Below are 22,098 nucleotides of genomic sequence, written 5' to 3'. Positions count from 1 at the left end.
CCGTTGCAACCGGGGCGACGGCGGAGTTATTCCGGCCCGGTCGAAGAGGCAGTGTGGTTGTGCGAATGCTCAAAGGCGGTCGTCGGTGTTTGGGCGATATCTGCTCGCTACGGATGTCCGCCTCCAGTGATGCTGGCAGTCGAACACCCGGCAAGTCGAAAGGCTGGAAACCACAGATGAGCACGCGTAACGGCATCATCGGCGCACTGCCCGCCACCAAGGTCCCCCGCTATGCCGGCAAGGGCACGTTCGCCCGGATCGCGGACATCCACGAGGTGTCCGACTACGACATCGCGATCCTCGGTGTGCCCTTCGATGGCGGCACGTCCTACCGGCCCGGTGCCCGCTTCGGTCCGATGGCCGTCCGCCAGGCTGCTCGCACGCTGCGCCCCGGTTATCACGTGGAACTCGGCGTCGCCCCGCTCGAGCATGTGCAGGTGGTCGACGCCGGCGACGTCGCCGTCACGCCGTACAACATTGCCGAGGCCTGCCGGCAGATCCAGGATCACGCCTCCGACATCCTGGCCGGCGGCGACCGGCGTATCGTGGCCATCGGCGGTGACCACACCATCGCGCTGCCGAACCTGCGCGCCCTGCACGCCAAGCACGGCCCCGTCGCACTGGTCCACTTCGACGCCCACCTCGACACCTGGGACACCTACTTCAACGCCCCGGTCACCCACGGCACGATCTTCCGGCGGGCGTTCGAGGAGGGCCTGCTGATCGAGGATCACTCGATCCACGTCGGCATCCGTGGCCCGATCTACGACCAGATCGACCTCGACGACGACGCCCGCATGGGCTTCAAGATCATCCGGGCCGGCGACCTCGATGTGATCGGCACCGACGCGGCCGTCGACGTCGTGCGCCGCCGGGTCGACGACGTACCGGTATACCTGTCCGTCGACATCGACGTGCTCGATCCGGCGTTCGCGCCGGGCACCGGCACCCCCGAATCCGGTGGTCTGACCTCCCGCGAGCTGCTGAAGATGCTGCGCAAGATGTCGGGGCTCAACATCGTCGGCGCCGACGTCGTCGAGGTGGCCCCCGCCTACGACCATGCCGAGATCACCAGCGTGGCAGCGGCCACCGTGGTGTTCGACATCGTGTCGCTGATCGTCGCTGGACGGGTGTCAAATCTGCCCGTGAACGGAGAAGTTGCGGCCACAGCGCCCTAGTCGAGTAGCATCCGTCACATAACTCAATACGTCGTTGACGCACTGTGGGAGAACCTCCGCTTCGGAGGCGCCGTAGGAGCAACTCCTCCCCGGGAATCTCTCAGGCCCAATACCGCAGTGTCGAGACAACTCTGGAGAACAGCGCGATCACGTGTATCGGGCTTACCGAAGGGGACAGGCGCTACGCGCTAAAGCTCTCAGGTTTCAGGACAGAGCGGGGAGGTGTTACTTCACGACGCATCGCGTAACCGCGGTGCCCGAAACCGGAGTCACCTCATGCCTGAGTGCACCGCAATTGTCAACGACGTCAACACTTTTCGCGACAGACACATCGGCCCCGATGATGTGGGCGAGCGGCACATGCTCGGTGTCCTGGGGTTCGCCTCCACCGACGAGTTGATCGACAGCGCGGTGCCGCAGCAGATCCGCTGCCCCGAAGGCCTGCGCCTGCCCGCCGCGCGGTCCGAGCCGGAGGTGCTGGCGGCGCTGCGCGAGCTGGCCGAGGCCAATCAGCAGCGAGTTCAGATGATCGGTCTGGGGTACTTCGACACCGTCACCCCGGCCGTCCTGCGCCGCAACATGCTGGAGTCACCGGCCTGGTACACCGCGTACACGCCGTACCAGCCGGAGATCTCGCAGGGCCGGCTCGAGGCGCTGCTCACGTTCCAGACGCTGATCGAAGATCTCACCGCGCTGCCGGTGGCCGGTGCGTCCCTGCTGGACGAGGCCACCGCGGTGACGGAGGCGGTGCTGCTGATGCGGCGGGCCAACAAATCGGTGTCCTCCGACCGCGTGATCCTGGACGCCGATTGCCTGCCGCAGACCCTGGCCGTCGTGCGTGGGCGGGCCGAAGCGCTCGGCGTCGAAGTCGTGGTCGCCGATCTGTCCGATGCACTGCCCGACGGCGACGCATTCGGCGTCGTCTTCCAGTCGCCGGGCGCCAGCGGTGCCGTCCGTGATCTCGCTCCGCTGATCGCCGCGGCACGTGAACGGGGCATGCTCACCACCGTCGCCGCCGACCTGCTGTCGCTGACCCTGCTCACGGCCCCCGGTGAACAGGGTGCCGACATCGCGGTGGGGTCGGCCCAGCGATTCGGTGTGCCCCTGTTCTTCGGCGGCCCCCATGCCGGGTACATGGCGGTGCGGTCCGGGCTGGAGCGCATGCTGCCCGGCCGCCTGGTGGGCGTCTCGGTCGATGTCGATGGCAAGCCCGCCTACCGGCTCGCACTGCAGACCCGCGAGCAGCACATCCGCCGGGACAAGGCGACCAGCAACATCTGCACCGCGCAGGCGCTGCTGGCCAACGTCGCCGCCATGTATGCCGTCTACCACGGTCCGGAAGGGTTGCGTGCCATCGCAACCCGCGTCCACCGGCATGCCGCCGCGCTGGCCGAAGGTCTGCGCGCCGCCGGCCGCGAGATCGTCCACGACCGGTTCTTCGACACCGTGATGGTCCGGGTCCCCGGCCGGGCACCCCTGATCGTGGCGGCCGCCGACTCCGCCGGTATCAACCTGCGGCTGGTCGACACCGACCATGTCGGGATCTCCTGCGACGAGTGCACCACCGACGAGGTGATCGGGCGCGTGCTCGACGTGTTCGGTGCGGCCCCAGCCGCCGCCGGCCATCCGTTCGCACTGCCCGCCGCGCTACTGCGCACGTCGGAGTACCTGCGGCACCCCGTGTTTCATTCGCACCGGTCCGAGACGGCGATGCTGCGATTCCTGCGGGAGCTCTCCGACCGGGACCTGGCGCTGGACCGCACCATGATCCCGCTCGGGTCGTGCACCATGAAGCTCAACGCCGCCGCCGAGATGGAACCGATCAGCTGGCCCGGGTTCGCCGGCATCCACCCGTATGCGCCGGCCGGGCAGACCGCCGGCTACCGCGAGCTGATCGGCGACCTGGAATCGTGGCTGGCCGAGATCACCGGCTACGACCGGGTTTCGTTGCAGCCCAACGCCGGATCCCAGGGTGAACTCGCCGGCCTGCTGGCGATCAACGCCTACCACCGGTCGCGCGGCGAGGACCACCGCGACATCTGCCTCATCCCGCAGTCGGCCCACGGCACCAACGCGGCCTCGGCGGTTCTGGCCGGAATGCGGGTGGTCGTGGTGAAGACGGCGGCCAACGGAAACATCGACCACGACGACTTGGCGGCCAAGCTCGCCGACCACGACGGCCAGGTGGCAGCGATAATGCTCACCTACCCGTCCACCCACGGGGTGTACGAGACCGACGTCCGCGCCGTGTGCGATCTCGTGCACCGCGCCGGCGGACAGGTCTACGTCGACGGTGCCAACCTGAACGCGCTTGTGGGACTAGCCAAACCCGGTGAGTTCGGCGGCGACGTCTCGCACCTGAACCTGCACAAGACGTTCTGCATCCCGCACGGTGGCGGCGGCCCGGGCGTCGGGCCGGTCGCGGTCCGTGCCCACCTGGCACCGTTCCTGCCCGGCGACCCGTTGCAGGACGGTGCGGCACCGGTGTCGGCGGCCAACTATGGGTCGGCCGGCATTCTACCGATCACCTGGGCGTACCTGGCACTCATGGGCCCGGACGGATTGACGGCCGCCACCAAGGCCGCGGTATTGGGCGCCAACTACCTCGCGAGGTCGCTTGCCGGGCACTACCCGGTGCTCTATACCGGGGACACCGGGCTGGTCGCGCACGAATGCATCCTCGATCTCCGGGACATCACCAAGCGCACCGGAGTGACCGCAGAGGATGTCGCAAAGCGGTTGATCGACTACGGTTTCCACGCCCCGACCCTGTCCTTCCCAGTCAGCGGCACACTCATGGTGGAGCCCACCGAATCGGAGGACCTGGCCGAGCTCGACCGGTTCATCGAGGCGATGATCGGCATCCACGACGAGATCAGCCGGGTCGGCTCGGGGGAGTGGGCGCTCGACCACAGCCCCCTGCGTCAGGCCCCGCACACGGCCGAACAGGTCACCGACGCCGAGTGGGCACTTCCCTACAGCAGGCAGTACGCGGCGTATCCCGTTGCCTCCCTGCGTCTCAACAAGTACTGGCCGCCGGTCCGCCGTATCGACGGCGTGCACGGCGACCGCAATCTCGCCTGCTCGTGCCCGGCACCCGAGGCGTTCCAGACCGACACCGCAGAGATCCTTCAGGAGGCTTTCGCATGACCGACAACCACACCCCGGCTTCCCCGCTGCTCAACGAACATCGAGGGCTGGGAGCCACATTCACCGACTTCGCCGGATGGGCCATGCCGCTGAAGTACGGCAGCGAGCTGGCCGAGCACAAGGCGGTCCGCGAGACCGCCGGACTGTTCGATCTGTCCCACATGGGCGAAATCGCCGTCACCGGGCCGCAAGCCGGTGAGGCGCTGGACTTCGCACTGGTCGGCGAGGCGTCCAAGATCGGCATCGGCCGGGCCAAGTACTCGCTCATGTGCGACGCCGACGGCGGGGTGATCGACGATCTGGTGGTCTACCGGCTGACCGACAACCGCTTCCTGGTCGTCGCCAACGCCGCCAACGCTCCCACCGTGGCACGCGAACTGGCAGACCGCGCCGCGCAATTCGATGCCGACGTGGACGACCAGTCCACGGACACCGCGCTGATCGCCGTTCAGGGGCCGGCCTCCGAAGCCATCATCAGCTCACTGGTGCCCGACGAGCAGCTGGAACTGGTCGCGCACCTGAAGTACTACGCGGTGACCGCGGCGCAGGTGAACGGCATCGATGTCCTGCTGGCCCGTACCGGCTACACCGGCGAGGACGGCTTCGAGCTCTACGTGCCCAACGCGCAGGCCGTGGCGTTGTGGCGGGCGCTGCTGGCGGCCACCACCGCCGCGGGCGGCGCACCCGCCGGCCTGGCCTGCCGCGACACGCTGCGGCTGGAAGCCGGGATGGCGCTCTACGGGCACGAACTCACCCGCGAGCTCAACCCGTATGCGGCCGGTCTCGGCAAGGTCGTCCGCCTGGGCAAGGAGTTCGTGGGACGCGAGGCGCTGCAAGGACTTTCCGAACAGCCCGTCTCGCGCGTCCTGGTCGGGCTGAAGGGCGCCACCTTGCGCTCTTCCTTCGACAGCCGCGGCCCGCGCCGGCTACCCCGTCGTCGACGCCGAGGGGGCCGCGGTGGGAACGGTGACGTCAGGCGCACTGTCGCCGACCCTTGGCTACCCCATCGCGCTGGCCTACCTCGACACGAGCCTGGCCGAACCCGGAACCCTGCTGCAGGTCGACATCCGCGGCAACAAAGAGCAATTCGAAGTCACCCCGGCGCCGTTCTACCGCCGCAGCTGAAAGGACCCCCACATGACAAGCCAGACCATCCCCGACGACCGCAGCTACACCGAGGAACACGAATGGGTGCTGATCGCTCCCGGCGCTGCCCTGCCGGACACCCCGGTGCGCGTCGGCATCACCTCCGTCGCCGCCGCAGCACTCGGTGACCTGGTGTTTCTCGACCTCCCCGAGGTCGGAGCCACCATCACCGCGGGCGAGACCTGCGGGGAGGTGGAATCCACCAAGACCGTGTCGGAGCTCTACCCGCCCGTCAGCGGCACCGTCACGGCGGTCAACACCGAAGCCGTCGACGACCCCGCCCTGGTCACCTCCGATCCGTACGGATCGGGCTGGCTGTTCGAAGTTCAGCCGACCGCGGCCGGAAACCTTCTGACCGCAGCCGAATACGCACAGAAGAGCGAGGCCTAGCCATGAGCATCCTCGACGAACGTCTCGCCGACTTCGACCCCGAGATCTTCTCGGCGATCGGCCACGAGCTGCACCGGCAGCGGTTGGGACTGGAAATGATCGCCTCGGAGAACCATGCTCCGCTCGCGGTCATGCAGGCGCAGGGCTCGGTGCTGACCAACAAGTACGCCGAAGGCTATCCGGGCCGCCGCTACTACGGCGGCTGCGAGCACATCGACGTGATCGAGCGGCTCGCCATCGACCGGGTGAAGTCGTTGTTCGGGGCTGAATTCGCCAATGTGCAACCACATTCGGGTGCCCAGGCCAACGCCTCGGTCATGCATGCGCTGATCAAGCCCGGCGACACCATCCTCGGCCTGTCACTGGACTGCGGTGGGCACCTGACCCACGGCATGCGGCTGAACTTCTCCGGCAAGCTCTACAACGTCGCCGCCTACGGGGTGTCCAAAGAGGACTACCTGATCGACATGGATGCGGTTGCCGAGGCGGCACGCGAGCACCGGCCGCAGCTGATCATCGCCGGCTGGTCGGCCTACCCCCGGCAGCTGGATTTCGCCCGGTTCCGTGAGATCGCCGACGAGGTCGGTGCCTACCTGATGGTCGACATGGCGCACTTCGCGGGCCTGGTCGCCGCCGGTCTGCACCCGTCGCCGGTACCGCACGCCCACGTCGTGACCTCCACGACCCACAAGACCCTGGGCGGGCCCCGCGGCGGCGTCATCCTCACCAACGAGGCCGACATCGCCAAGAAGATCAACTCGGCGGTGTTCCCCGGCCAACAGGGTGGACCGCTGGAGCACGTCATCGCGGCCAAGGCGGTCGGATTCAAGATGGCCGCCCAGCCCGAATTCGCCGAACGCCAACAGCGGGTCCTGAGCGGCGCGCGGATCTTGGCCGAGCGGCTCAGCCGGCCCGACGTGTTGGACGCCGGGATCACCGTCCTCACCGGTGGAACCGACGTGCACCTGGTGCTGGTGGATCTGCGCAACGCCGCGATCGACGGGCAGCAGGCCGAGGACCGGCTCGAGGCCGTCGGTATCACCGTGAACCGCAACGCGGTGCCGTTCGATCCGCGGCCGCCCATGGTCACCTCGGGCCTCCGGATCGGCACCCCGGCGCTGGCGGCGCGCGGGTTCGGTGACGAGGAGTTCGCGCGCGTCGCCGACGTCATCGCCGCCGCGCTGATCGCCGGGCCTGACGCCGAAACCGAACACCTTGCCGCACAGGTGCGTACGCTGGCCGGGCAGTTCCCGCTGTATCCGGAGCTGTAGCCATGGCGGTCAGCGTGTTCGACCTGTTCTCGGTGGGCATCGGCCCGTCGAGCTCACACACCGTCGGCCCGATGCGGGCGGCCGGCATGTTCGTCGACGAACTCGTCGGCCGCGACATGGTCGATCACGTCGCCGAGGTCAGGGTTGATCTGTTCGGCTCGCTGGCGGCGACCGGGGCCGGGCACGGCACGATGCCGGCCATCCTGCTGGGCCTCGAGGGCTGCCGGCCCGAGACGATCGAGACCGACGAGATGGAACGGCGGCTGGCGACCATTCGTGCCGACGGGAAGATCCTGCTGGCCGGGCGGGTCGTCATCGCGCTGACCGAATCCGACATGCATCTGCAACCGGGCCGCCGGCTCGACCAGCACCCGAATGCCATGACGCTGACGGCATTTTCGGCCGGCGGTGACGTCGTCTACCGCGAGACGTACTTCTCGGTCGGTGGCGGCTTCGTCGTCACCGAAAACACGCCGGTCCGGGCGGAGACGGCGGCCTGCGCCGACGGTTCCTTCCGCTCGGCCGCCGAACTGCTGGCCCTGACCGAACGGGACCGGCTGTCGGTGAGCCAGGCGATGATGCGGCAGGAGTGCGTGAACCGCAGCGAAGCCGAGGTGCGGGAGCGGCTCCTGCACATCCGCGAGGTGATGGTCGCCTGCCAGGACAACGGGATGTCCCGCGACGGCTACCTGCCCGGCAACCTGCAGGTGCGGCGGCGTGCCAAGGACTGGTTCGTGCGGCTCGATGCAGAAGACCCGCACCGTGATCCGGCCTTCGCCGAGGACTGGGTGAACCTGGTGGCGCTCGCGGTCAACGAGGAGAACGCGTCGGGCGGCCGCATCGTCACTGCCCCGACCAACGGCGCGGCCGGGATCATCCCGGCGGTCCTGCACTACGCGTTGCGCTACACGCCGGCCGGCATCGCCGACCCGGACGACACCACCGTCCGTTTCCTGCTGACCGCCGGGGCCATCGGTTCGCTGTACAAGGAGCGGGCCTCGATCTCGGGTGCTGAGGTCGGCTGCCAGGGTGAGGTCGGCTCCGCGGCGTCGATGGCCGCCGGCGGTTTGGCTGAGATCCTCGGCGGCACACCGCAACAGGTGGAGAACGCCGCCGAGATCGCCATGGAGCACAGCCTCGGCCTGACCTGCGACCCGATCGGCGGCCTGGTGCAGATCCCGTGCATCGAACGCAACGCCATTTCCGCGGGCAAGGCGATCAATGCGGCCCGCATGGCGCTGCGCGGCGACGGCACGCACCGGGTGAGCCTGGACCAGGTCATCGAGACCATGCGTGCCACCGGAATGGACATGAGCGCCAAGTACAAAGAGACCTCCACCGGCGGGCTCGCCGTGGCGATCAACGTCGTCGAATGCTGAGGGATATGACCGTCACTCCACAAGGCCGCCGGCTACTGCGCCTGGAGGTCCGCAACGCGCAGACCCCGGTCGAACGCAAACCGGCCTGGATGAAGACCCAGCTGCGGACCGGGCCCGAATACCGTGAGGTCCGAGCTCTCGTTGAGCGCAACGATCTGCACACCGTGTGCCAGGAAGCGGGATGTCCCAACATCTTCGAATGCTGGGAAGCTCGAGAGGCCACCTTCCTGATCGGCGGGGACCAGTGCACACGGCGTTGCGATTTCTGCCAGATCGCCACCGGCCGTCCCGAGCCGCTGGACCGGGATGAGCCGCGGCGCGTCGCCGAATCCGTGGCCCAGATGCAGTTGCGCTACGCCACGGTCACCGGGGTGGCGCGTGACGATCTGCCCGACGGCGGTGCGTGGCTGTACGCCGAGACGGTTCGCCAGATCCACGTAGCCTGCCCGGACGCAGGCGTCGAGCTGCTGATCCCCGACTTCACCGGCACCCCGGCACAACTCGACGAAGTCTTCGACGCCGCACCGGAAGTGCTCGCGCACAATCTGGAAACGGTGCCGCGTATCTTCCGCCGCATCCGGCCGGGCTTCGACTATGCACGCTCGCTGTCCGTACTCGAACGGGCCCGCAGCCGGGATCTCATCACCAAATCGAACCTGATCCTCGGGATGGGGGAGACCAGCGACGAGGTCGTGGCTGCCCTCCGGGATCTGCACGCCGCCGGCTGCCAGTTGATCACCATCACCCAATACCTGCGACCGACCCCGCGGCACCACCCCATCGAACGCTGGGTCACCCCAGACGAATTCGCCGAGCTCGACGGCATCGCCCGCGAGATCGGCTTTCTCGGAGTGATGTCCGGCCCGCTGGTGCGCTCGTCCTACCGGGCCGGCTGGCTCTACACCCAGGCCCGTACCGCAATCGAACTCTCAAGGAGCGTTTCGTGAATTCCGCAGACGTCGTCATCCTCGGCGGTGGGCCGGGCGGGTATGCCGCCGCGATCCGCTCATCACAGCTCGGCCAGTCGGTCATCCTGATCGACGAGGCCCAGGTGGGCGGCACCTGCCTGCATCGCGGCTGCATTCCGACCAAGGCGCTGCTGCACGCGGCCGAAGTCGCCGATACCGCGCGCACCGCAGCGCAGTTCGGAGTCAACGCGACCTTCGACAGCATCGACCCGGAGAAGTTGCACGGCTTCAAGAACACCGTGGTGTCACGCCTGCACAAGGGGCTGTCCGGGTTGATCGACGCCCTCGGCATCACGGTCGTCAACGGCCGGGGCCGGCTCACCGGACCGACCACCGTCGAGGTCGACGGCACCACCCTCACCGGAAAGTCGATTGTGCTGGCCACGGGGTCCGCGCCGAAGCTCCCCGGGCTCATCGCGACCTCCGACCGGGTGCTCACCAGCGATCAGGCCCTGGAACTGCAGACCATCCCCGAATCGGCGATCATTCTCGGCGGCGGCGTGATCGGCGTCGAATTCGCCAGTCTCTGGGCGTCGTTCGGCACCAAGGTGACCATCGTCGAGGCGCTGCCGCGGCTGGTGCCCAACGAGGATGCCGCCATCTCCACCTATCTGGAGCGGCTGTTCCGTCGTCGTCGCATCACCACCAAGGCCGGAGCCCGCGTCACCGCGGTCGCCACCGATCGCGACGACGTGCGGGTGACCCTCGAATCCGGCGACGAGCTGACCGCCGAGGTGCTGCTGGTCGCCGTCGGCCGGGCCCCGCGGACCGCCGATCTGGGGCTGGAAGAGGCCGGGGTGACACTCGACCGTGGTTTCGTGGTGACGGATGCCGCACTGCGCTCCAGCGTGCCCACCGTGTACGCGATCGGCGACATCGTCGGTGGACTCCAATTGGCGCACCGGGCATTTCAACAGGGAATCTTCGTCGCCGAGCAGATCGTCGGCCGCGAGCCAGAGGCCGTCGCAGACCTCGGTATCCCGCGGGTCACGTACTGCAATCCCGAGATCGCCTCGGTGGGGCTCACCGAGGAGGCGGCGCGGGAACGCTACGGCGACGGCGTGGAAACCGTCACCTATGACCTGGCCGGCAATGGGCGCAGCCAGATCCTCAAGGCGTCCGGGGCGATCAAGCTCGTCGTCGACCCCGCCGGGGCGGTCGCGGGCGTGCACATGATCGGCCATGGCGTCTCGGAGCTGATCGGTGAGGCCCAGATGCTGTACAACCTGGGCGTCAAAGCGGACGAGGCAGCCCGATTCGTGCATGCCCACCCCACCCAGAACGAGGCGTTGGGCGAGGCGTTGATGGCGGTGTCCGGCGCGCCGCTTCACCTGCACGGGTAACGCTCACCCGAGGTGTCGGCGAATCGATACGGTTGGCAGGTGAGCATCACGGTGCGGGAATTGTGCGACATGCCGCACCTGCAGCTGCGCCTGCACTCCGGCAAGGCCGGGCTGGACCGCCAGGTGACCTGGACGCACACCTCGGATCTGCCCGAGCCGTGGCAATGGGTCAGCGCAGGGGAACTGCTCATGACCAACGGCATGTCGTTCGGGTCGTCGGCGGACGAGCAGGAGCACTTGCTCGAGGAGCTGCATCGCGTCGGGGCCAGTGGACTGGCGATCGGCGAGGACATGTTCTGCCCGCGGCTCACCCAACGGTTCACCCGCGCCAGTGAGCGGCTGGAGTTACCGGTGCTGTGGATCCGTTATCCCATGCCGTTCGTGGCGATTTCGCGTGCGGTCGCCGAGGCGACCCTGCTCGAACAGTCGCAGCGGCTGATGCGCACGGCGCGCATCTACGACGCGCTGCGCCATTCCACGGCCGGCGATGCGGCGCGCTCACGTATCGCCGATGCGTTGACCAAGGAACTGCGCTGCGCCGTCTTCGTCTGTGACCGCGTCTCCGGAGAGGCCTATCACCCCGATGGACCGCACCCGTCCGACGACATCAAGGAGACGGTGCGGACCGCATCGCAGGGCACGCTGGCCGCGGGCGCGCGGTCCGTTCTCACCCCCGGCGGGGTGGAAGTGCTGGTCGGCGAGGTGCCGACACACGACGACGCGGTGCTGGCCGTCATCCGTGAAGGAGGGGCCGCACTCGACGGTGTGCTGATCCAGCACGCCGCGACCGTCGTCGCGCTGGAACTGTCCCAGACCCATCTGGCCCTCGAACACACCCGGCGCTCGGGTGCCGAGCTCACCGCGCAGCTCATCGACGGACGGATGGACCAACGGCTCGCGCGTCGTCAGCTGCTGTCCTCGGGACTGGACCCGGCGTCGTCGATGTTCGTCTCGGCCACGTGTACCGACGAACGGCGGCTGCGGGATTTGCACGTGGCGTTGTGGCGCCGGCGGATCCCGCACGTGTCGGCGTTCCGTTCAGGTGTCGCGCATGCGGTGGTGCCCGGTACCGACGAAGCGGTCGAGGCCATCACCGCCTCGCTCGGTCCGACGGCCAGGGTGGGTACCGGCCGGGTGTTGAAAACCGTTGCCCGCTCGGCGGAATCCGCTCGTGAGGCGACGTGGGCGCTGGGCACCGCGCAGCGAACCGGGGATCCGGTGGTGCGCTACGGCACCGCCACCTCGTGGGTCGGCATGGGCGGCGTGGATGACGCCAGGGCCATGGTGGAGCGCTGGCTCGGCCCGCTGATCGAGCATGACACCCAGCACCGCACCGGGCTGGTCGAGACCCTCGAGGCGTTCCTGGCCAACCAGCGGTCCTGGCAACGCACCGCGGCGGCGATGAACATCCATCGGCAAACTGTGCTCTACCGCGTGCACAAGGTGGAGGAACTCACCGGTGCGCGGCTGTCCGACACCGCGGACATCGCCCAATTCTGGCTGGCCCTGCAGTCCCGCGACCTGTTGGCCGGCGGCAAGTAAGTACCGGCCCGACCCGGCTAGTGGTGCAGCAGGGTGCGCAGTGCGACGGCCTCGGGATCGTTGCCGAAATGCTCGACAACCTGAACCTGGATCTCGCCGACGATGCCGCCCAGAATCGCGCCGACCGCGATCATGGTCGGTTCGTCGTCCTTGAAGACCGGCCGCAGGATCGACTCGTACTCCTCATTGGTGAGCTGGCCCATCTTGTCGATGATGGTCTTCTCCAGATCCAGCGCGTTCATGGCGTAGTCCTGAGCCTCGACCAGCGTGGTCGGGAGCCGCTCGAGCACCAACTTGACCATGTTGTCCTTCATGGCGTTGTAGCGCTGCGTGCCGACGGCGAACTTGACCAGAGGGGTCGCGATGCCGGTCTGCGCGTCGATGGCGGCTTCGACCTCCTTGCCCACCAACGCGAACAACTTGTCGGCGCCCGGGCCCCGGAGCACGCCGTCGAACAGGATCTCCGGTGAGAACAGGTCTTCGGCCAGGATCCGCGCGTAGTCCTCAGTGATCTTCTCGCGCTCGGCGTGCAGCAAGCCCTGGAACGGGATGAAGCCGAGGTACTTCGTGGGATGCACGGGCCGGAACAACATGTTCAGCGCGATGTAATCACTGATCAGACCCACCCCGAAGCCGAAGGCCGGCATGATCCACGGGTTCTGGAACAAGGCCCACGCGACCATCTGGACCACGCCGATCACGAGCCCGAAGTAGATGCCGCTGCGGCGGACGAAGGCCATCGCGTTGTCCCCGAGCCCGCGCATCAGCTTGTTCAGCTTGTCCTTGTTGCGCACCAGCGTCGTGACCGCCAGGTACTGGATGTCGACGAACCGGTTGAGGTCCGCCCGCATCTCGTTGAGCATCTTCTCCACGACCTTCGGGGTCTGGTCGTGGATGCGGGCCTGGATCGCATTGCGCGCGGCGTCGGGCAGTGAGTCCCACAGCCCGGGGCGGATCTGCTCGGCGATGTCGCGGGAGATGTCGTCGACTGCCTGGGTCAGCGGCTCGCGCAGCGAGTCGACGGCCTCCCTGGCGTCGACCTTCTCCAGTAGTTCCTCTGGTTTCAGCAGATTCTGCGTGAGCAGCTCAATGGTCTTGGACCCCACCTTGCCCGCGCGCCGGGGAACGATGCCCTGCCAGCCGAGCAGGCCGAAGCCCCTGAACTCCATCGGCCGGTACAGCATCTCCAGCGCGACGATCTTGGTGCTCCACCCGACGAAGGCGGCGACGAACGGCATGGACAGATAGATCAGCCAGTTGACGCTGAAATCTGCCTTGATCTCCTGCCAGGTCTGGATCGCGAGAACTGTCTCGCTGCCGCTCATGCGGTTACGAACCGTCCCGTTCCACCGCAGCCTCCCACAAGCCACGACCGAGGCCTGACAGCGTCAGCGTCAACTTGTCCACCCGGGCGGTCAGCGGCCCACGGGACGCACTCTTGATCGCCCGCAGCACCATGGGCTCAGCCATGAGCACCTCGTATTCGGCCTTCTGAGACGGATCCTCGGGACCGGTCTCCACCAAGCCCAGCGACAGCAGATGGCCGACGTACTGGGGGACCATCGCGGGCAGCGCCACATTCGCTGTGCGACCGATCAGGCAGGCGTTCTCCAGCACAGCCTGGCCCGGGGTCCGGGCCCGTGTCCAGGTGTAGACGTTGACCAACGGCGATGCCGCGCCCTCCGAGAGTGCGCCGATGATCCGGGCTTCGTCGGCGACCAGCTGGTCGAGCAGGCGGTGGTACAGCTCGACCTGGCTGCCGGCGGTGCTCTGGTCCAGGGCGCGGTCCAGCAGCCGGTCCATCTTCAGGTTCAGCGATTCGGGCGTCGGCTCCTCCGGTGTGGCCACCGGGGCCGGCCGCGGCGCCGATTCGATGGCCTCCAGCCGGTTCTTCACCAGGGTGGCGAGTTGTTCCTCGCCCCAGGCCGCCACCTTCATGCTCGTCTTCGCGGCGTCGAGGGCGCGGTCGGCGAGCCCGAACGGATCGAACCGCTTCGGCACGAGCGGACGGGGATTGCGCGGGGTGCGGATGGCGAAGGCGATCTCGCCGATCGGGGTGTCAAGTTTGAACGCCCGGCGCTGGTAGCCGCGTTTGGCCGGCTTGTCCGCGGGCACGTTCGGTTCGGTCGTCGTTATCTCGTCTGACATCGTCGATCGATCCCCCTCGAATGACTGTGTGCGCCCCGGGTCACGGTCTGCGCTGGACGCCGAGCCGGCCTCGAGCCCCGGCCGGCGGCATTTGATTATGGGGCACGGTACCCGGTCGGGGCAGGGCCGAGCGGTGACCCCGGGTCGGTCCGAAATAAGTCGCTGGGACCGGGAACAAATCCGCAGAAACCCCCGTTGACCAGATCGACAGCAAGTTGAGTGACAGTGACTCAAGTCTGGGTTGACAATCTAGGCTCACCCGGAGCAAGCTTGAGCGCAGTCCGCTCAGACCCCTATCTCTATCAGGAGGCAACACCATGGCTCGTGCGGTCGGTATCGACCTCGGGACCACCAACTCATGCGTGGCGGTCCTGGAAGGCGGCGACCCCGTCGTCGTCGCAAACTCTGAAGGCTCCCGGACCACCCCGTCGGTCGTCGCGTTCGCGCGCAACGGTGAGGTGCTGGTCGGCCAGCCCGCCAAGAACCAGGCGGTGACCAACGTCGACCGGACCATCCGTTCGGTCAAGCGTCACATGGGCAGCGACTGGACCGTCGAGATCGACGGCAAGAACTACACGGCGCAGGAGATCAGCGCGCGCGTGCTGATGAAGCTCAAGCGCGACGCCGAGGCCTACCTCGGTGAGGACATCACCGACGCCGTCATCACCGTGCCCGCGTACTTCAACGACGCTCAGCGGCAGGCCACCAAGGAAGCCGGACAGATCGCCGGCATGAACGTGCTGCGCATCGTCAACGAGCCGACCGCAGCCGCCCTGGCCTACGGCCTGGACAAGGGCAGCAAGGAACAGACCATCCTGGTCTTCGACCTCGGTGGCGGCACGTTCGACGTCTCGCTGCTGGAGATCGGCGACGGTGTCGTCGAGGTGCGTGCCACCTCCGGTGACAACCACCTCGGTGGCGACGACTGGGACGACCGGATCGTCGAGTGGCTGGTCGACAAGTTCAAGGCCACCAGCGGCATCGACCTGACCAAGGACAAGATGGCGATGCAGCGGCTGCGTGAAGCCGCCGAGAAGGCCAAGATCGAACTCAGCTCCTCGCAGAGCACCTCGATCAACCTGCCCTACATCACCGTCGACGCCGACAAGAACCCGCTGTTCCTCGACGAGCAGCTGACCCGCGCCGAGTTCCAGAAGATCACTCAGGATCTGCTGGACCGCACCCGTGCGCCGTTCCAGTCGGTGATCAAGGACGCCGGCATCTCGGTCGGCGAGATCGACCACGTGGTCCTGGTGGGTGGCTCGACGCGTATGCCCGCGGTCACCGACCTGGTCAAGGAACTCACCGGCGGCAAGGAGCCCAACAAGGGCGTCAACCCCGACGAGGTTGTCGCGGTGGGCGCTGCGCTGCAGGCCGGCGTGCTCAAGGGCGAGGTGAAAGACGTTCTGCTGCTTGACGTCACCCCGCTGTCCCTCGGTATCGAGACCAAGGGTGGCGTGATGACCAAGCTGATCGAGCGCAACACCACCATCCCGACCAAGCGGTCGGAGACCTTCACCACCGCTGACGACAACCAGCCGTCGGTGCAGATCCAGGTCTTCCAGGGTGAGCGCGAAATCGCTTCGCACAACAAGCTGCTCGGCTCCTTCGAGCTGACCGGTATCCCGCCGGCCCCCCGCGGCGTGCCGCAGATCGAGGTCACCTTCGACATCGACGCCAACGGCATCGTGCACGTCACTGCCAAGGACAAGGGCACCGGCAAGGAAAACACGATCAAGATCCAGGAAGGCTCCGGCCTGTCCAAGGAAGAGATCGACCGGATGATCAAGGACGCCGAGGCGCACGCCGACGAGGACCGCAAGCGTCGCGAAGAGGCCGACGTCCGCAACCAGGCCGAGTCGCTGGTCTACCAGACGGAGAAGTTCGTCAAGGAGCAGCGCGAGGCCGAGGGCGGATCGAAGGTTCCCGAGGAGACCTTGGCCAAGGTCGACGGCGCCATCGCCACGGCGAAGACGGCGCTGGAAGGCTCCGACATCTCCGCGATCAAGGACGCGATGGAGAAGCTCGGTGTCGAGTCGCAGGGTCTGGGCCAGGCGATCTACGAGGCCACCCAGGCCGAGCAGGCCTCGGGAGCTGACGCCGGAGCCTCCTCGAGTGCCGCGGACGACAACGTGGTGGACGCCGAGGTTGTCGACGATGACCAGGAGACCAAGTGAGCGAGAACGATTCGCACGAGCCGGTGACCATCACCGACAAACGGCGCATCGATCCCGACTCCGGTGAGGTTCGTGAGCAGGCGCCGGCCCCCAGCGGGCCGGCGTCGGCCGCCTCCGCTGCTGGGGAGTCGGCGAGCGATAGCGACGAGGTCGCCGAGCTCAAGGCCACGCTGCAACGTGTGAAGGCCGAATACGACAACTACCGCAAGCGCGCGCTGCGTGATCAGCAGGTCACCGCCGACCGGGCCAAGGCCACCGTCATCACCCAGTTGCTGGGTGTGCTCGACGATCTGGACCGGGCCCGCAGCCACGGCGACCTGGAATCCGGGCCGCTCAAGTCGGTCGCCGACAAGCTCGTCGGGGCCCTTGAAGGACAGGGTCTTTCCGCGTTCGGGGTCGAGGGTGACGAGTTCGACCCGTCACTGCACGAGGCTGTGCAGCATGAGGGCGAGGGCACCCATCCCGTGGTCGGGACCGTGATGCGCCGCGGCTACAAGATCGGTGACCAGGTGGTCAGGCACGCCCTCGTCGGCGTGGTCGACACGGTGCCCGAGCCCGAAGGCGGCGCTGATTCCGCGTCGGCGACACCGAATAACGGTGACGCCGCCGGCGGTCAGGCCGCAGAATCAGACAACTAGACAATCCAACTAGAGAGAAGAGGTAAGGAGGTGGCGCATGGCCCAACGCGAGTGGGTCGAGAAGGACTTCTATAAAGAACTCGGCGTCTCCTCTGACGCCAGCGCCGACGAGATCAAGAAGGCCTACCGGAAACTGGCCTCCGAACTGCATCCCGACCGCAATCCCGATGCGGGAGCGGCGGAGCGGTTCAAGGCGGTTTCCGAGGCGAACAGCGTCCTGTCGGACCCCGCGAAGCGCAAGGAGTATGACGAGACCCGCCGGCTGTTCGCCGGGGGTGGGCGTCGGTTCAACCCGGGCGGGAATTTCAGTGGCGGATTCGGTTCTGACGGAGCCGAATTCAACCTGGGTGACCTGTTCGACGCGGCCGGCCAGAGCGGCGGCGCCAACATCGGTGACCTCTTCGGCGGGCTGTTCGGGCGCGGTGCGCAACCGCGGCCGAGTCGGCCGCGCCGGGGCAACGACCTGGAAACCGAAACCGAGCTGTCCTTCCTGGAAGCCACCAAGGGCGTGGCGATGCCGCTGCGGCTGACCAGCCCGGCCCCTTGCACCAACTGCCACGGCAGCGGTGCACGGCCGGGCACCAGCCCCAAGGTGTGCCCGAACTGCAACGGCTCCGGTGTGGTCAACCGCAACCAGGGGGCGTTCGGATTCTCCGAGCCCTGCACCGAATGCCGGGGCAGCGGCTCGATCATCGAGCACCCCTGCGCCGAATGCCAGGGCACCGGCGTCACCACCCGCACCCGCACGATCAACGTGCGGATCCCGCCGGGTGTCGAGGACGGTCAGCGCATCCGGCTGGCCGGCCAAGGTGAAGCCGGGCTTCGGGGCGCGCCGTCGGGCGACCTCTACGTCACCGTGCACGTGCGCCCGGACAAGGTGTTCGGGCGTGACGGTGACGATCTGACCGTCAGCGTTCCGGTCAGCTTCCACGAATTGGCTCTGGGGACAACGCTTTCCGTTCCCACCCTGGACGGCAAGGTCGGAGTGCGGGTGCCCAAGGGCACCTCCGACGGCCGGATCCTGCGGGTGCGCGGACGCGGGGTGCCCAAACGCTCCGGCGGCCACGGTGACCTGCTGGTCACGGTGAAGGTCGCGGTGCCGCCCAATCTGGAAGACGAAGCGGCCGAGGCGTTGGAGGCATATGCGAAAGCCGAACGGGCCAGCGGTTTCGATCCGCGGGCCGGATGGGCAGGAAACATATGAGCCAGCGGAAAGAAGAAGCCCGAACGTTTTTGATCTCGGTGGCCGCCGAGCTGGCTGGTATGCACGCGCAGACCCTGCGCACATACGACCGGCTCGGCCTGGTCAGCCCGCAGCGCAGTTCCGGCGGCGGGCGCCGCTACTCCGAGCGTGACGTCGACCTGCTCCGTGAGGTGCAGCGGTTGTCACAGGACGAGGGCGTCAACCTGGCCGGCATCAAGCGCATCATCGAACTGACCAATCAGGTCGACGCGCTGCGCAACCGGGTTTCCGAGCTGACCCAGCAGGTCGAACAACTCAGCGATCAGCGCCGCGACGTCTCGGTGGCGTCGAAAGCGGTGGTCCTGTGGCAGCCCGGAGCCGCTCGGCGGCGACATAGGCCGTAGCCGCGGTGCGCGCTAGCCCACTCTGATCGAAAAGGTGGCCGTCTCCGGACTTCCGGGGGCGGCCATCGTGTATTTCCCCCCGCGCAATGCGTCGGTGGGTGCGGCCATCGGCTCGATGCCCACCACGCTGTCATTGCCCGGTGCGAACAGCTGCGCGGCGCGATAGCCCGCCTCGAAGGTGACCTCGACCCGCTGGCTTCCTCCCGACAGCGCGAACACCGCGCCCGGCTCGACGCCATCGAAACCGTCGTCGAGTTCGGTGGCATCCAGCCGTCCCGGCCCACCCGGCCAGTCGCGGGACTCACCGGTGGGCAGGCCCCGATCATCCACCAACAGATGCCGCATCGTCGGCGTCTGCAACTGCCAATCCTGGCGCGGCACGCCGGGAACCGTCACGTAGGGGTGGTAGCCGTAACACAGCGGCACCGGCTGCTCGGCCGTTGGCGCCACCGTCGTGGACACCGTGAGGGTTCGGTCGGCCAACGTCACCGCCATGGTCAGGCGGTGTGGAAACGGGAAGGTGGCCAGCCGCGCCGGAACGGCACCCCAATCCAGGTCGGCTGTCAGCGCGTTCTCGGTGTTCTCGATCACCTGCCAGTCCGGACTGGCGGCCAGCACACCGTGCATCGGCGCCCCGTTGGCGTCACCGCGTACGCCGTTGACCCCGGGCGTCAAGGTCACCGCGGTGTCATTGGCGCGATACTCGTTGGCGCTCAATCGGTTTGCCCACGGGTAGAGGATCGGGATCCCCATCGTCTTGCCGTCGGTGAGATAGGCCTGCAAACCCCGGCGCTGGCCCAGGTATTCGACGTCGCCGTCGGCCAGCGAGGTGCAGATCATTCCCGCCGCCGGGACGTAGGTGGCAGTCAGCGACGACGACGGGTCAGACAAGGTGACTGGTTGAACCGCGGCCATGGCGCCAGTCTGGCATTCTCAGCGCGTCAGCGGGTCGTGCTGGATGCGCTCGGCCGGGGCTCCGCGCTCGACCAGGGCGGCCTTGGTGGCGGTGACCATGTCCGGTCCACCGCAGATGAGGATCTGACGATCGCCCCAGTTGCCGTATCTGGTCACCACTTCGGCCAGCGTGCCGGTCTGGCGCACGTGCAGCCCCCGCGGCGGCTGGACATCGGGATACTGGCCGGCCCACGGCGGGTCGGTGCTGTACTCGGAGACCGGCGTCACCGACAGCCACGGATTGGTGGAGGCAATGTGCCACAGCGTCTTCAGGTCGTACAGGTCGCACGGATAGCGGCCACCGAAGAACAGGTGCACGCGCGGATTCTCGCCGTGCAGCGTCATGTCCATGATGATGTTGCGCAGCGGGGCCAGGCCCGTGCTGCCGGCCACCATCAGCACATCTTCGCCGTCACGGTCGACGTGCAGCCCGCCGTGGGGGCTGGACATCCGCCAGCGGTCGCCGATCTTGGTCTCGGCGACGATGGCGGTGCTCACCATGCCGCCGGGCACCGACCGGATGTGGAACTCGATGCCCCCGGACCGGTCGGACGGAACGGCCGGGCTGAGGTAGCGCCAGCGGCGCGGCCATTGGGGTACCTGGACGGTGACGTACTGGCCGGGGTAATAGAACAGCGGCTGATCGAGTTGCAGCCGGATCACCGAGACGTCGCGCGTGACGCGGTGATGCTCGATGACGGTGCCGTCGCAGTAGGCGGGGGAATCCTCGGCGTCGGCCGCTCCGCGCATCACCCCGATGATCAGGGCCACGGCATCGCGCGTGGCCTCGGCCAGACGGTCATCCCACTGGGACTCGAGATGGCTGTGCAGGGCGTTGTACAGCGCATCCTGCATGGAGTCGTAATGGCTCTGCGTGACGCCGTACTTCCGGTGGTCCCTGCCGAGCTGAGCCAGGAACGCCACCGGCTCCTCGGCGCGCTGGGCGATCAGTTCCCCGAACAACCAGGTCAGGGCGCGCGCAAAGACGTCGCGCTGGCTGTCCATGTCCGGAGGGAACAGATCACGGGCCGAGAGGTCGGTGGCGAACCACTGGGTATAGAAGTCACGGATCAGCGTCGCGGAGCCCTGCTTGGGGTCGACGGCGCTCTGCAGTGTCTGCAGCGCTTCACGGTCATCGAGTCCCACGGAGTCGCATCATAGGCGCGGTCCGCCCGGGCCGCCGCAAAGCGGCGCTGATCACCAACATCAGCCCGACCATTGCCCAACAACTCAGCACGATGATCGCGGTGTCGGCCCCGGCGCCGCCGAAGTAGGCCGTGGATCGCAGCAGCGTGGCGGTGGCCCCCTGCGGCAACAACTGGCCGAGCTGGCCCCAGCCGGCGGGCAGCATCTCCGGTGCGGCGGTGAGCCCGGACAGCGGGTTGCCCAGCAACAGGGCCAGAGCCGCGCCCACACCCAGGCCTACCCTGCCGAACAAAGAGCCCAGACCGAGCATGAGCAGCCCCGCCGCGGAGATCCCCAGGGTCAGACCTGCCGCCACGCCCCAGAAGTTCGAGTCGGTCGAGCCGAATACGTACTGGAGCAGGGCTGCGACCGTGATGCCTGCTACCGCGGCGAACACGATCGTGGCGATCAGGCGGGTCCACACCTCACGTCGCAACACCAGCACCAGCGCGACGGCGGGCAGCATCCCGGCCAGTGTGATCGGCAGGGCCGAGGCGGCCAGCCCGGTCCCGCGCGGATCCTGACTCGTGGGTGGGGCCAGGTCCTCGGCGTGCAGGGTCACGCCCGATTTCGCGGCAATACCGTTCCCGATCTGGGTCAGCAGTTGTGCGACGGCGGGGCTACCTCCGGTGGCGGTCAGCAGCTTCGGGCCTTCCGGTCCGAAGGTGATACCGCCGTAGACGTTTCGGTTCAGGATTGCCTCCCGCAGAGCGTCCTCGCCGGGATAGTACGTCACCGCGAAGGCCCCCGGAGCCTGCTGCTCGAGGCGCTCGGCGATCTGGCTGGTGGCGGCCTGGGGTCCCGCGGCACCGATGGGGACGTCGTGGGGCTTCGATCGCGACGCCGGCAGGGCGAAGGCGATGGCGACGATGGCGATCGCGATGGTCAGCACGGCGATGATGCCCGCCGCACGCAGGGCGGCGGGCGGTTCATGTTCGGGTGCGGCGTGGTGGGCGGGCGTGGCGGCCTGGGTCGAGAGCATCGTTCCCTCTTTTCATCCGACGTTGAATTAATCGGTTGATGTGAGGGTAACGCTGTGTTG

The 22,098-nt window shown here is 67.7% G+C and carries 17 protein-coding genes, 1 pseudogene and 1 riboswitch; of the genes and pseudogenes, 13 read left to right on the top strand and 5 right to left on the bottom strand.

Annotation, left to right across the window (positions count from 1 at the left end; genetic code table 11):
• Positions 1 to 176: 176 nt before the first annotated feature.
• The 9 genes and pseudogenes from speB (at position 177) to BN2156_RS17265 (ending at position 12,367) form a co-directional block, all read left to right on the top strand.
• Entirely contained in the window at positions 177 to 1,178 is a 1,002-nt protein-coding gene (gene speB, locus BN2156_RS17305; protein ID WP_090516261.1) for an agmatinase, read from the top strand.
• A gap of 35 nt (positions 1,179 to 1,213) precedes the next feature.
• A riboswitch (glycine riboswitch) is annotated at positions 1,214 to 1,303 on the top strand.
• Between the two features lie 151 nt (positions 1,304 to 1,454).
• Entirely contained in the window at positions 1,455 to 4,328 is a 2,874-nt protein-coding gene (gene gcvP / locus BN2156_RS17300) for an aminomethyl-transferring glycine dehydrogenase (RefSeq protein ID WP_090516260.1), read from the top strand.
• Positions 4,325 to 5,453: pseudogene (gene gcvT, locus BN2156_RS17295) on the top strand (glycine cleavage system aminomethyltransferase GcvT). The gene gcvP and the pseudogene gcvT overlap by 4 nt, the downstream one beginning before the upstream one ends.
• Before the next feature lie 12 nt (positions 5,454 to 5,465).
• The gene (gene gcvH, locus BN2156_RS17290) at positions 5,466 to 5,864 is read left to right on the top strand and encodes a glycine cleavage system protein GcvH (RefSeq protein WP_090516259.1); all 399 of its coding nucleotides are present in this window, start codon (positions 5,466 to 5,468) and stop codon (positions 5,862 to 5,864) included.
• A 2-nt stretch (positions 5,865 to 5,866) separates the two neighbouring features.
• The gene (gene glyA, locus BN2156_RS17285) at positions 5,867 to 7,135 is read left to right on the top strand and encodes a serine hydroxymethyltransferase (RefSeq protein ID WP_090516258.1); all 1,269 of its coding nucleotides are present in this window, start codon (positions 5,867 to 5,869) and stop codon (positions 7,133 to 7,135) included.
• Positions 7,136 to 7,137: 2 nt separating this feature from the next.
• Positions 7,138 to 8,514, top strand: a complete 1,377-nt coding sequence (locus BN2156_RS17280; RefSeq protein WP_090516257.1) for an L-serine ammonia-lyase — start codon at positions 7,138 to 7,140, stop codon at positions 8,512 to 8,514.
• 5 nt (positions 8,515 to 8,519) lie between these two features.
• Positions 8,520 to 9,461: a lipoyl synthase gene (gene lipA, locus BN2156_RS17275; protein WP_090516256.1), complete on the top strand. Its 942-nt coding sequence runs from the start codon at positions 8,520 to 8,522 to the stop codon at positions 9,459 to 9,461.
• The gene (gene lpdA, locus BN2156_RS17270) at positions 9,458 to 10,825 is read left to right on the top strand and encodes a dihydrolipoyl dehydrogenase (RefSeq protein WP_090516255.1); all 1,368 of its coding nucleotides are present in this window, start codon (positions 9,458 to 9,460) and stop codon (positions 10,823 to 10,825) included. The genes lipA and lpdA overlap by 4 nt, the downstream gene beginning before the upstream one ends.
• A 39-nt stretch (positions 10,826 to 10,864) precedes the next feature.
• Complete coding sequence (locus BN2156_RS17265) at positions 10,865 to 12,367, top strand: PucR family transcriptional regulator (RefSeq protein ID WP_090516254.1); 1,503 nt, start codon at positions 10,865 to 10,867, stop codon at positions 12,365 to 12,367.
• 17 nt (positions 12,368 to 12,384) lie between these two features.
• On the opposite strand, the gene BN2156_RS17260 is transcribed toward BN2156_RS17265, so the two are convergent.
• Together BN2156_RS17260 and BN2156_RS17255 are read right to left on the bottom strand one after the other, a co-directional pair.
• A complete protein-coding gene (locus BN2156_RS17260; protein ID WP_090516253.1) occupies positions 12,385 to 13,692 on the bottom strand; it encodes a DUF445 domain-containing protein in 1,308 nt (435 codons plus the stop codon).
• A 4-nt stretch (positions 13,693 to 13,696) separates the two neighbouring features.
• Entirely contained in the window at positions 13,697 to 14,515 is an 819-nt protein-coding gene (locus tag BN2156_RS17255; RefSeq protein ID WP_210436661.1) for an Abi-alpha family protein, read from the bottom strand.
• A gap of 317 nt (positions 14,516 to 14,832) precedes the next feature.
• Between BN2156_RS17255 and dnaK the strand changes: the two genes are divergently transcribed.
• The 4 genes from dnaK to BN2156_RS17235 are packed head-to-tail and all read left to right on the top strand — an operon-like array spanning position 14,833 to position 18,917.
• On the top strand, positions 14,833 to 16,692 hold the full coding sequence (gene dnaK / locus BN2156_RS17250) for a molecular chaperone DnaK (protein ID WP_090516252.1): 1,860 nt from the start codon (positions 14,833 to 14,835) through the stop codon (positions 16,690 to 16,692).
• The gene (grpE, locus tag BN2156_RS17245; protein WP_090516251.1) at positions 16,689 to 17,330 is read left to right on the top strand and encodes a nucleotide exchange factor GrpE; all 642 of its coding nucleotides are present in this window, start codon (positions 16,689 to 16,691) and stop codon (positions 17,328 to 17,330) included. Before dnaK ends, grpE begins: the two co-directional genes overlap by 4 nt.
• A gap of 37 nt (positions 17,331 to 17,367) precedes the next feature.
• Positions 17,368 to 18,534, top strand: coding sequence for a molecular chaperone DnaJ (gene dnaJ / locus BN2156_RS17240; protein ID WP_090516250.1), 1,167 nt, complete (start codon positions 17,368 to 17,370; stop codon positions 18,532 to 18,534).
• Positions 18,531 to 18,917 carry a heat shock protein transcriptional repressor HspR gene (locus BN2156_RS17235; protein ID WP_090516249.1) on the top strand — a complete coding sequence of 129 codons (387 nt, stop codon included), beginning with the start codon at positions 18,531 to 18,533 and terminating at the stop codon, positions 18,915 to 18,917. Before dnaJ ends, BN2156_RS17235 begins: the two co-directional genes overlap by 4 nt.
• 12 nt (positions 18,918 to 18,929) lie before the next feature.
• Here BN2156_RS17235 and BN2156_RS17230 read toward each other — a convergent pair whose 3' ends face one another.
• From BN2156_RS17230 to BN2156_RS17220, 3 genes are read right to left on the bottom strand one after another with little or no spacing between them, the layout of a single operon-like run.
• Positions 18,930 to 19,832 carry an aldose 1-epimerase gene (locus BN2156_RS17230; protein WP_090516248.1) on the bottom strand — a complete coding sequence of 301 codons (903 nt, stop codon included), beginning with the start codon at positions 19,830 to 19,832 and terminating at the stop codon, positions 18,930 to 18,932.
• Positions 19,833 to 19,850: 18 nt separating this feature from the next.
• Positions 19,851 to 21,017, bottom strand: coding sequence for an FAD-binding oxidoreductase (locus BN2156_RS17225; RefSeq protein WP_090516247.1), 1,167 nt, complete (start codon positions 21,015 to 21,017; stop codon positions 19,851 to 19,853).
• The gene (locus BN2156_RS17220; protein WP_090516246.1) at positions 21,004 to 22,038 is read right to left on the bottom strand and encodes an ABC transporter permease; all 1,035 of its coding nucleotides are present in this window, start codon (positions 22,036 to 22,038) and stop codon (positions 21,004 to 21,006) included. The genes BN2156_RS17225 and BN2156_RS17220 overlap by 14 nt, the downstream gene beginning before the upstream one ends.
• Positions 22,039 to 22,098 lie beyond the last annotated feature (60 nt).

Source organism: Mycolicibacterium neworleansense (assembly GCF_001245615.1).
GTDB classification, from domain to species: Bacteria; Actinomycetota; Actinomycetes; order Mycobacteriales; family Mycobacteriaceae; genus Mycobacterium; species Mycobacterium neworleansense.
This window is presented reverse-complemented; position numbering and strand designations above follow the sequence as displayed.

Coding starts and splice junctions, on each gene's coding strand:
- BN2156_RS17260 (WP_090516253.1), bottom strand. CDS start 13,692: ATGAGCGGCAGCGAGACAGTTCTCGCGATCCAGACCTGGCAGGAGATC.
- BN2156_RS17235 (WP_090516249.1), top strand. CDS start 18,531: ATGAGCCAGCGGAAAGAAGAAGCCCGAACGTTTTTGATCTCGGTGGCC.
- gcvP (WP_090516260.1), top strand. CDS start 1,455: ATGCCTGAGTGCACCGCAATTGTCAACGACGTCAACACTTTTCGCGAC.
- glyA (WP_090516258.1), top strand. CDS start 5,867: ATGAGCATCCTCGACGAACGTCTCGCCGACTTCGACCCCGAGATCTTC.
- dnaK (WP_090516252.1), top strand. CDS start 14,833: ATGGCTCGTGCGGTCGGTATCGACCTCGGGACCACCAACTCATGCGTG.
- speB (WP_090516261.1), top strand. CDS start 177: ATGAGCACGCGTAACGGCATCATCGGCGCACTGCCCGCCACCAAGGTC.
- BN2156_RS17280 (WP_090516257.1), top strand. CDS start 7,138: ATGGCGGTCAGCGTGTTCGACCTGTTCTCGGTGGGCATCGGCCCGTCG.
- gcvH (WP_090516259.1), top strand. CDS start 5,466: ATGACAAGCCAGACCATCCCCGACGACCGCAGCTACACCGAGGAACAC.
- BN2156_RS17230 (WP_090516248.1), bottom strand. CDS start 19,832: ATGGCCGCGGTTCAACCAGTCACCTTGTCTGACCCGTCGTCGTCGCTG.
- lipA (WP_090516256.1), top strand. CDS start 8,520: ATGACCGTCACTCCACAAGGCCGCCGGCTACTGCGCCTGGAGGTCCGC.
- BN2156_RS17220 (WP_090516246.1), bottom strand. CDS start 22,038: ATGCTCTCGACCCAGGCCGCCACGCCCGCCCACCACGCCGCACCCGAA.
- BN2156_RS17255 (WP_210436661.1), bottom strand. CDS start 14,515: ATGTCAGACGAGATAACGACGACCGAACCGAACGTGCCCGCGGACAAG.
- dnaJ (WP_090516250.1), top strand. CDS start 17,368: ATGGCCCAACGCGAGTGGGTCGAGAAGGACTTCTATAAAGAACTCGGC.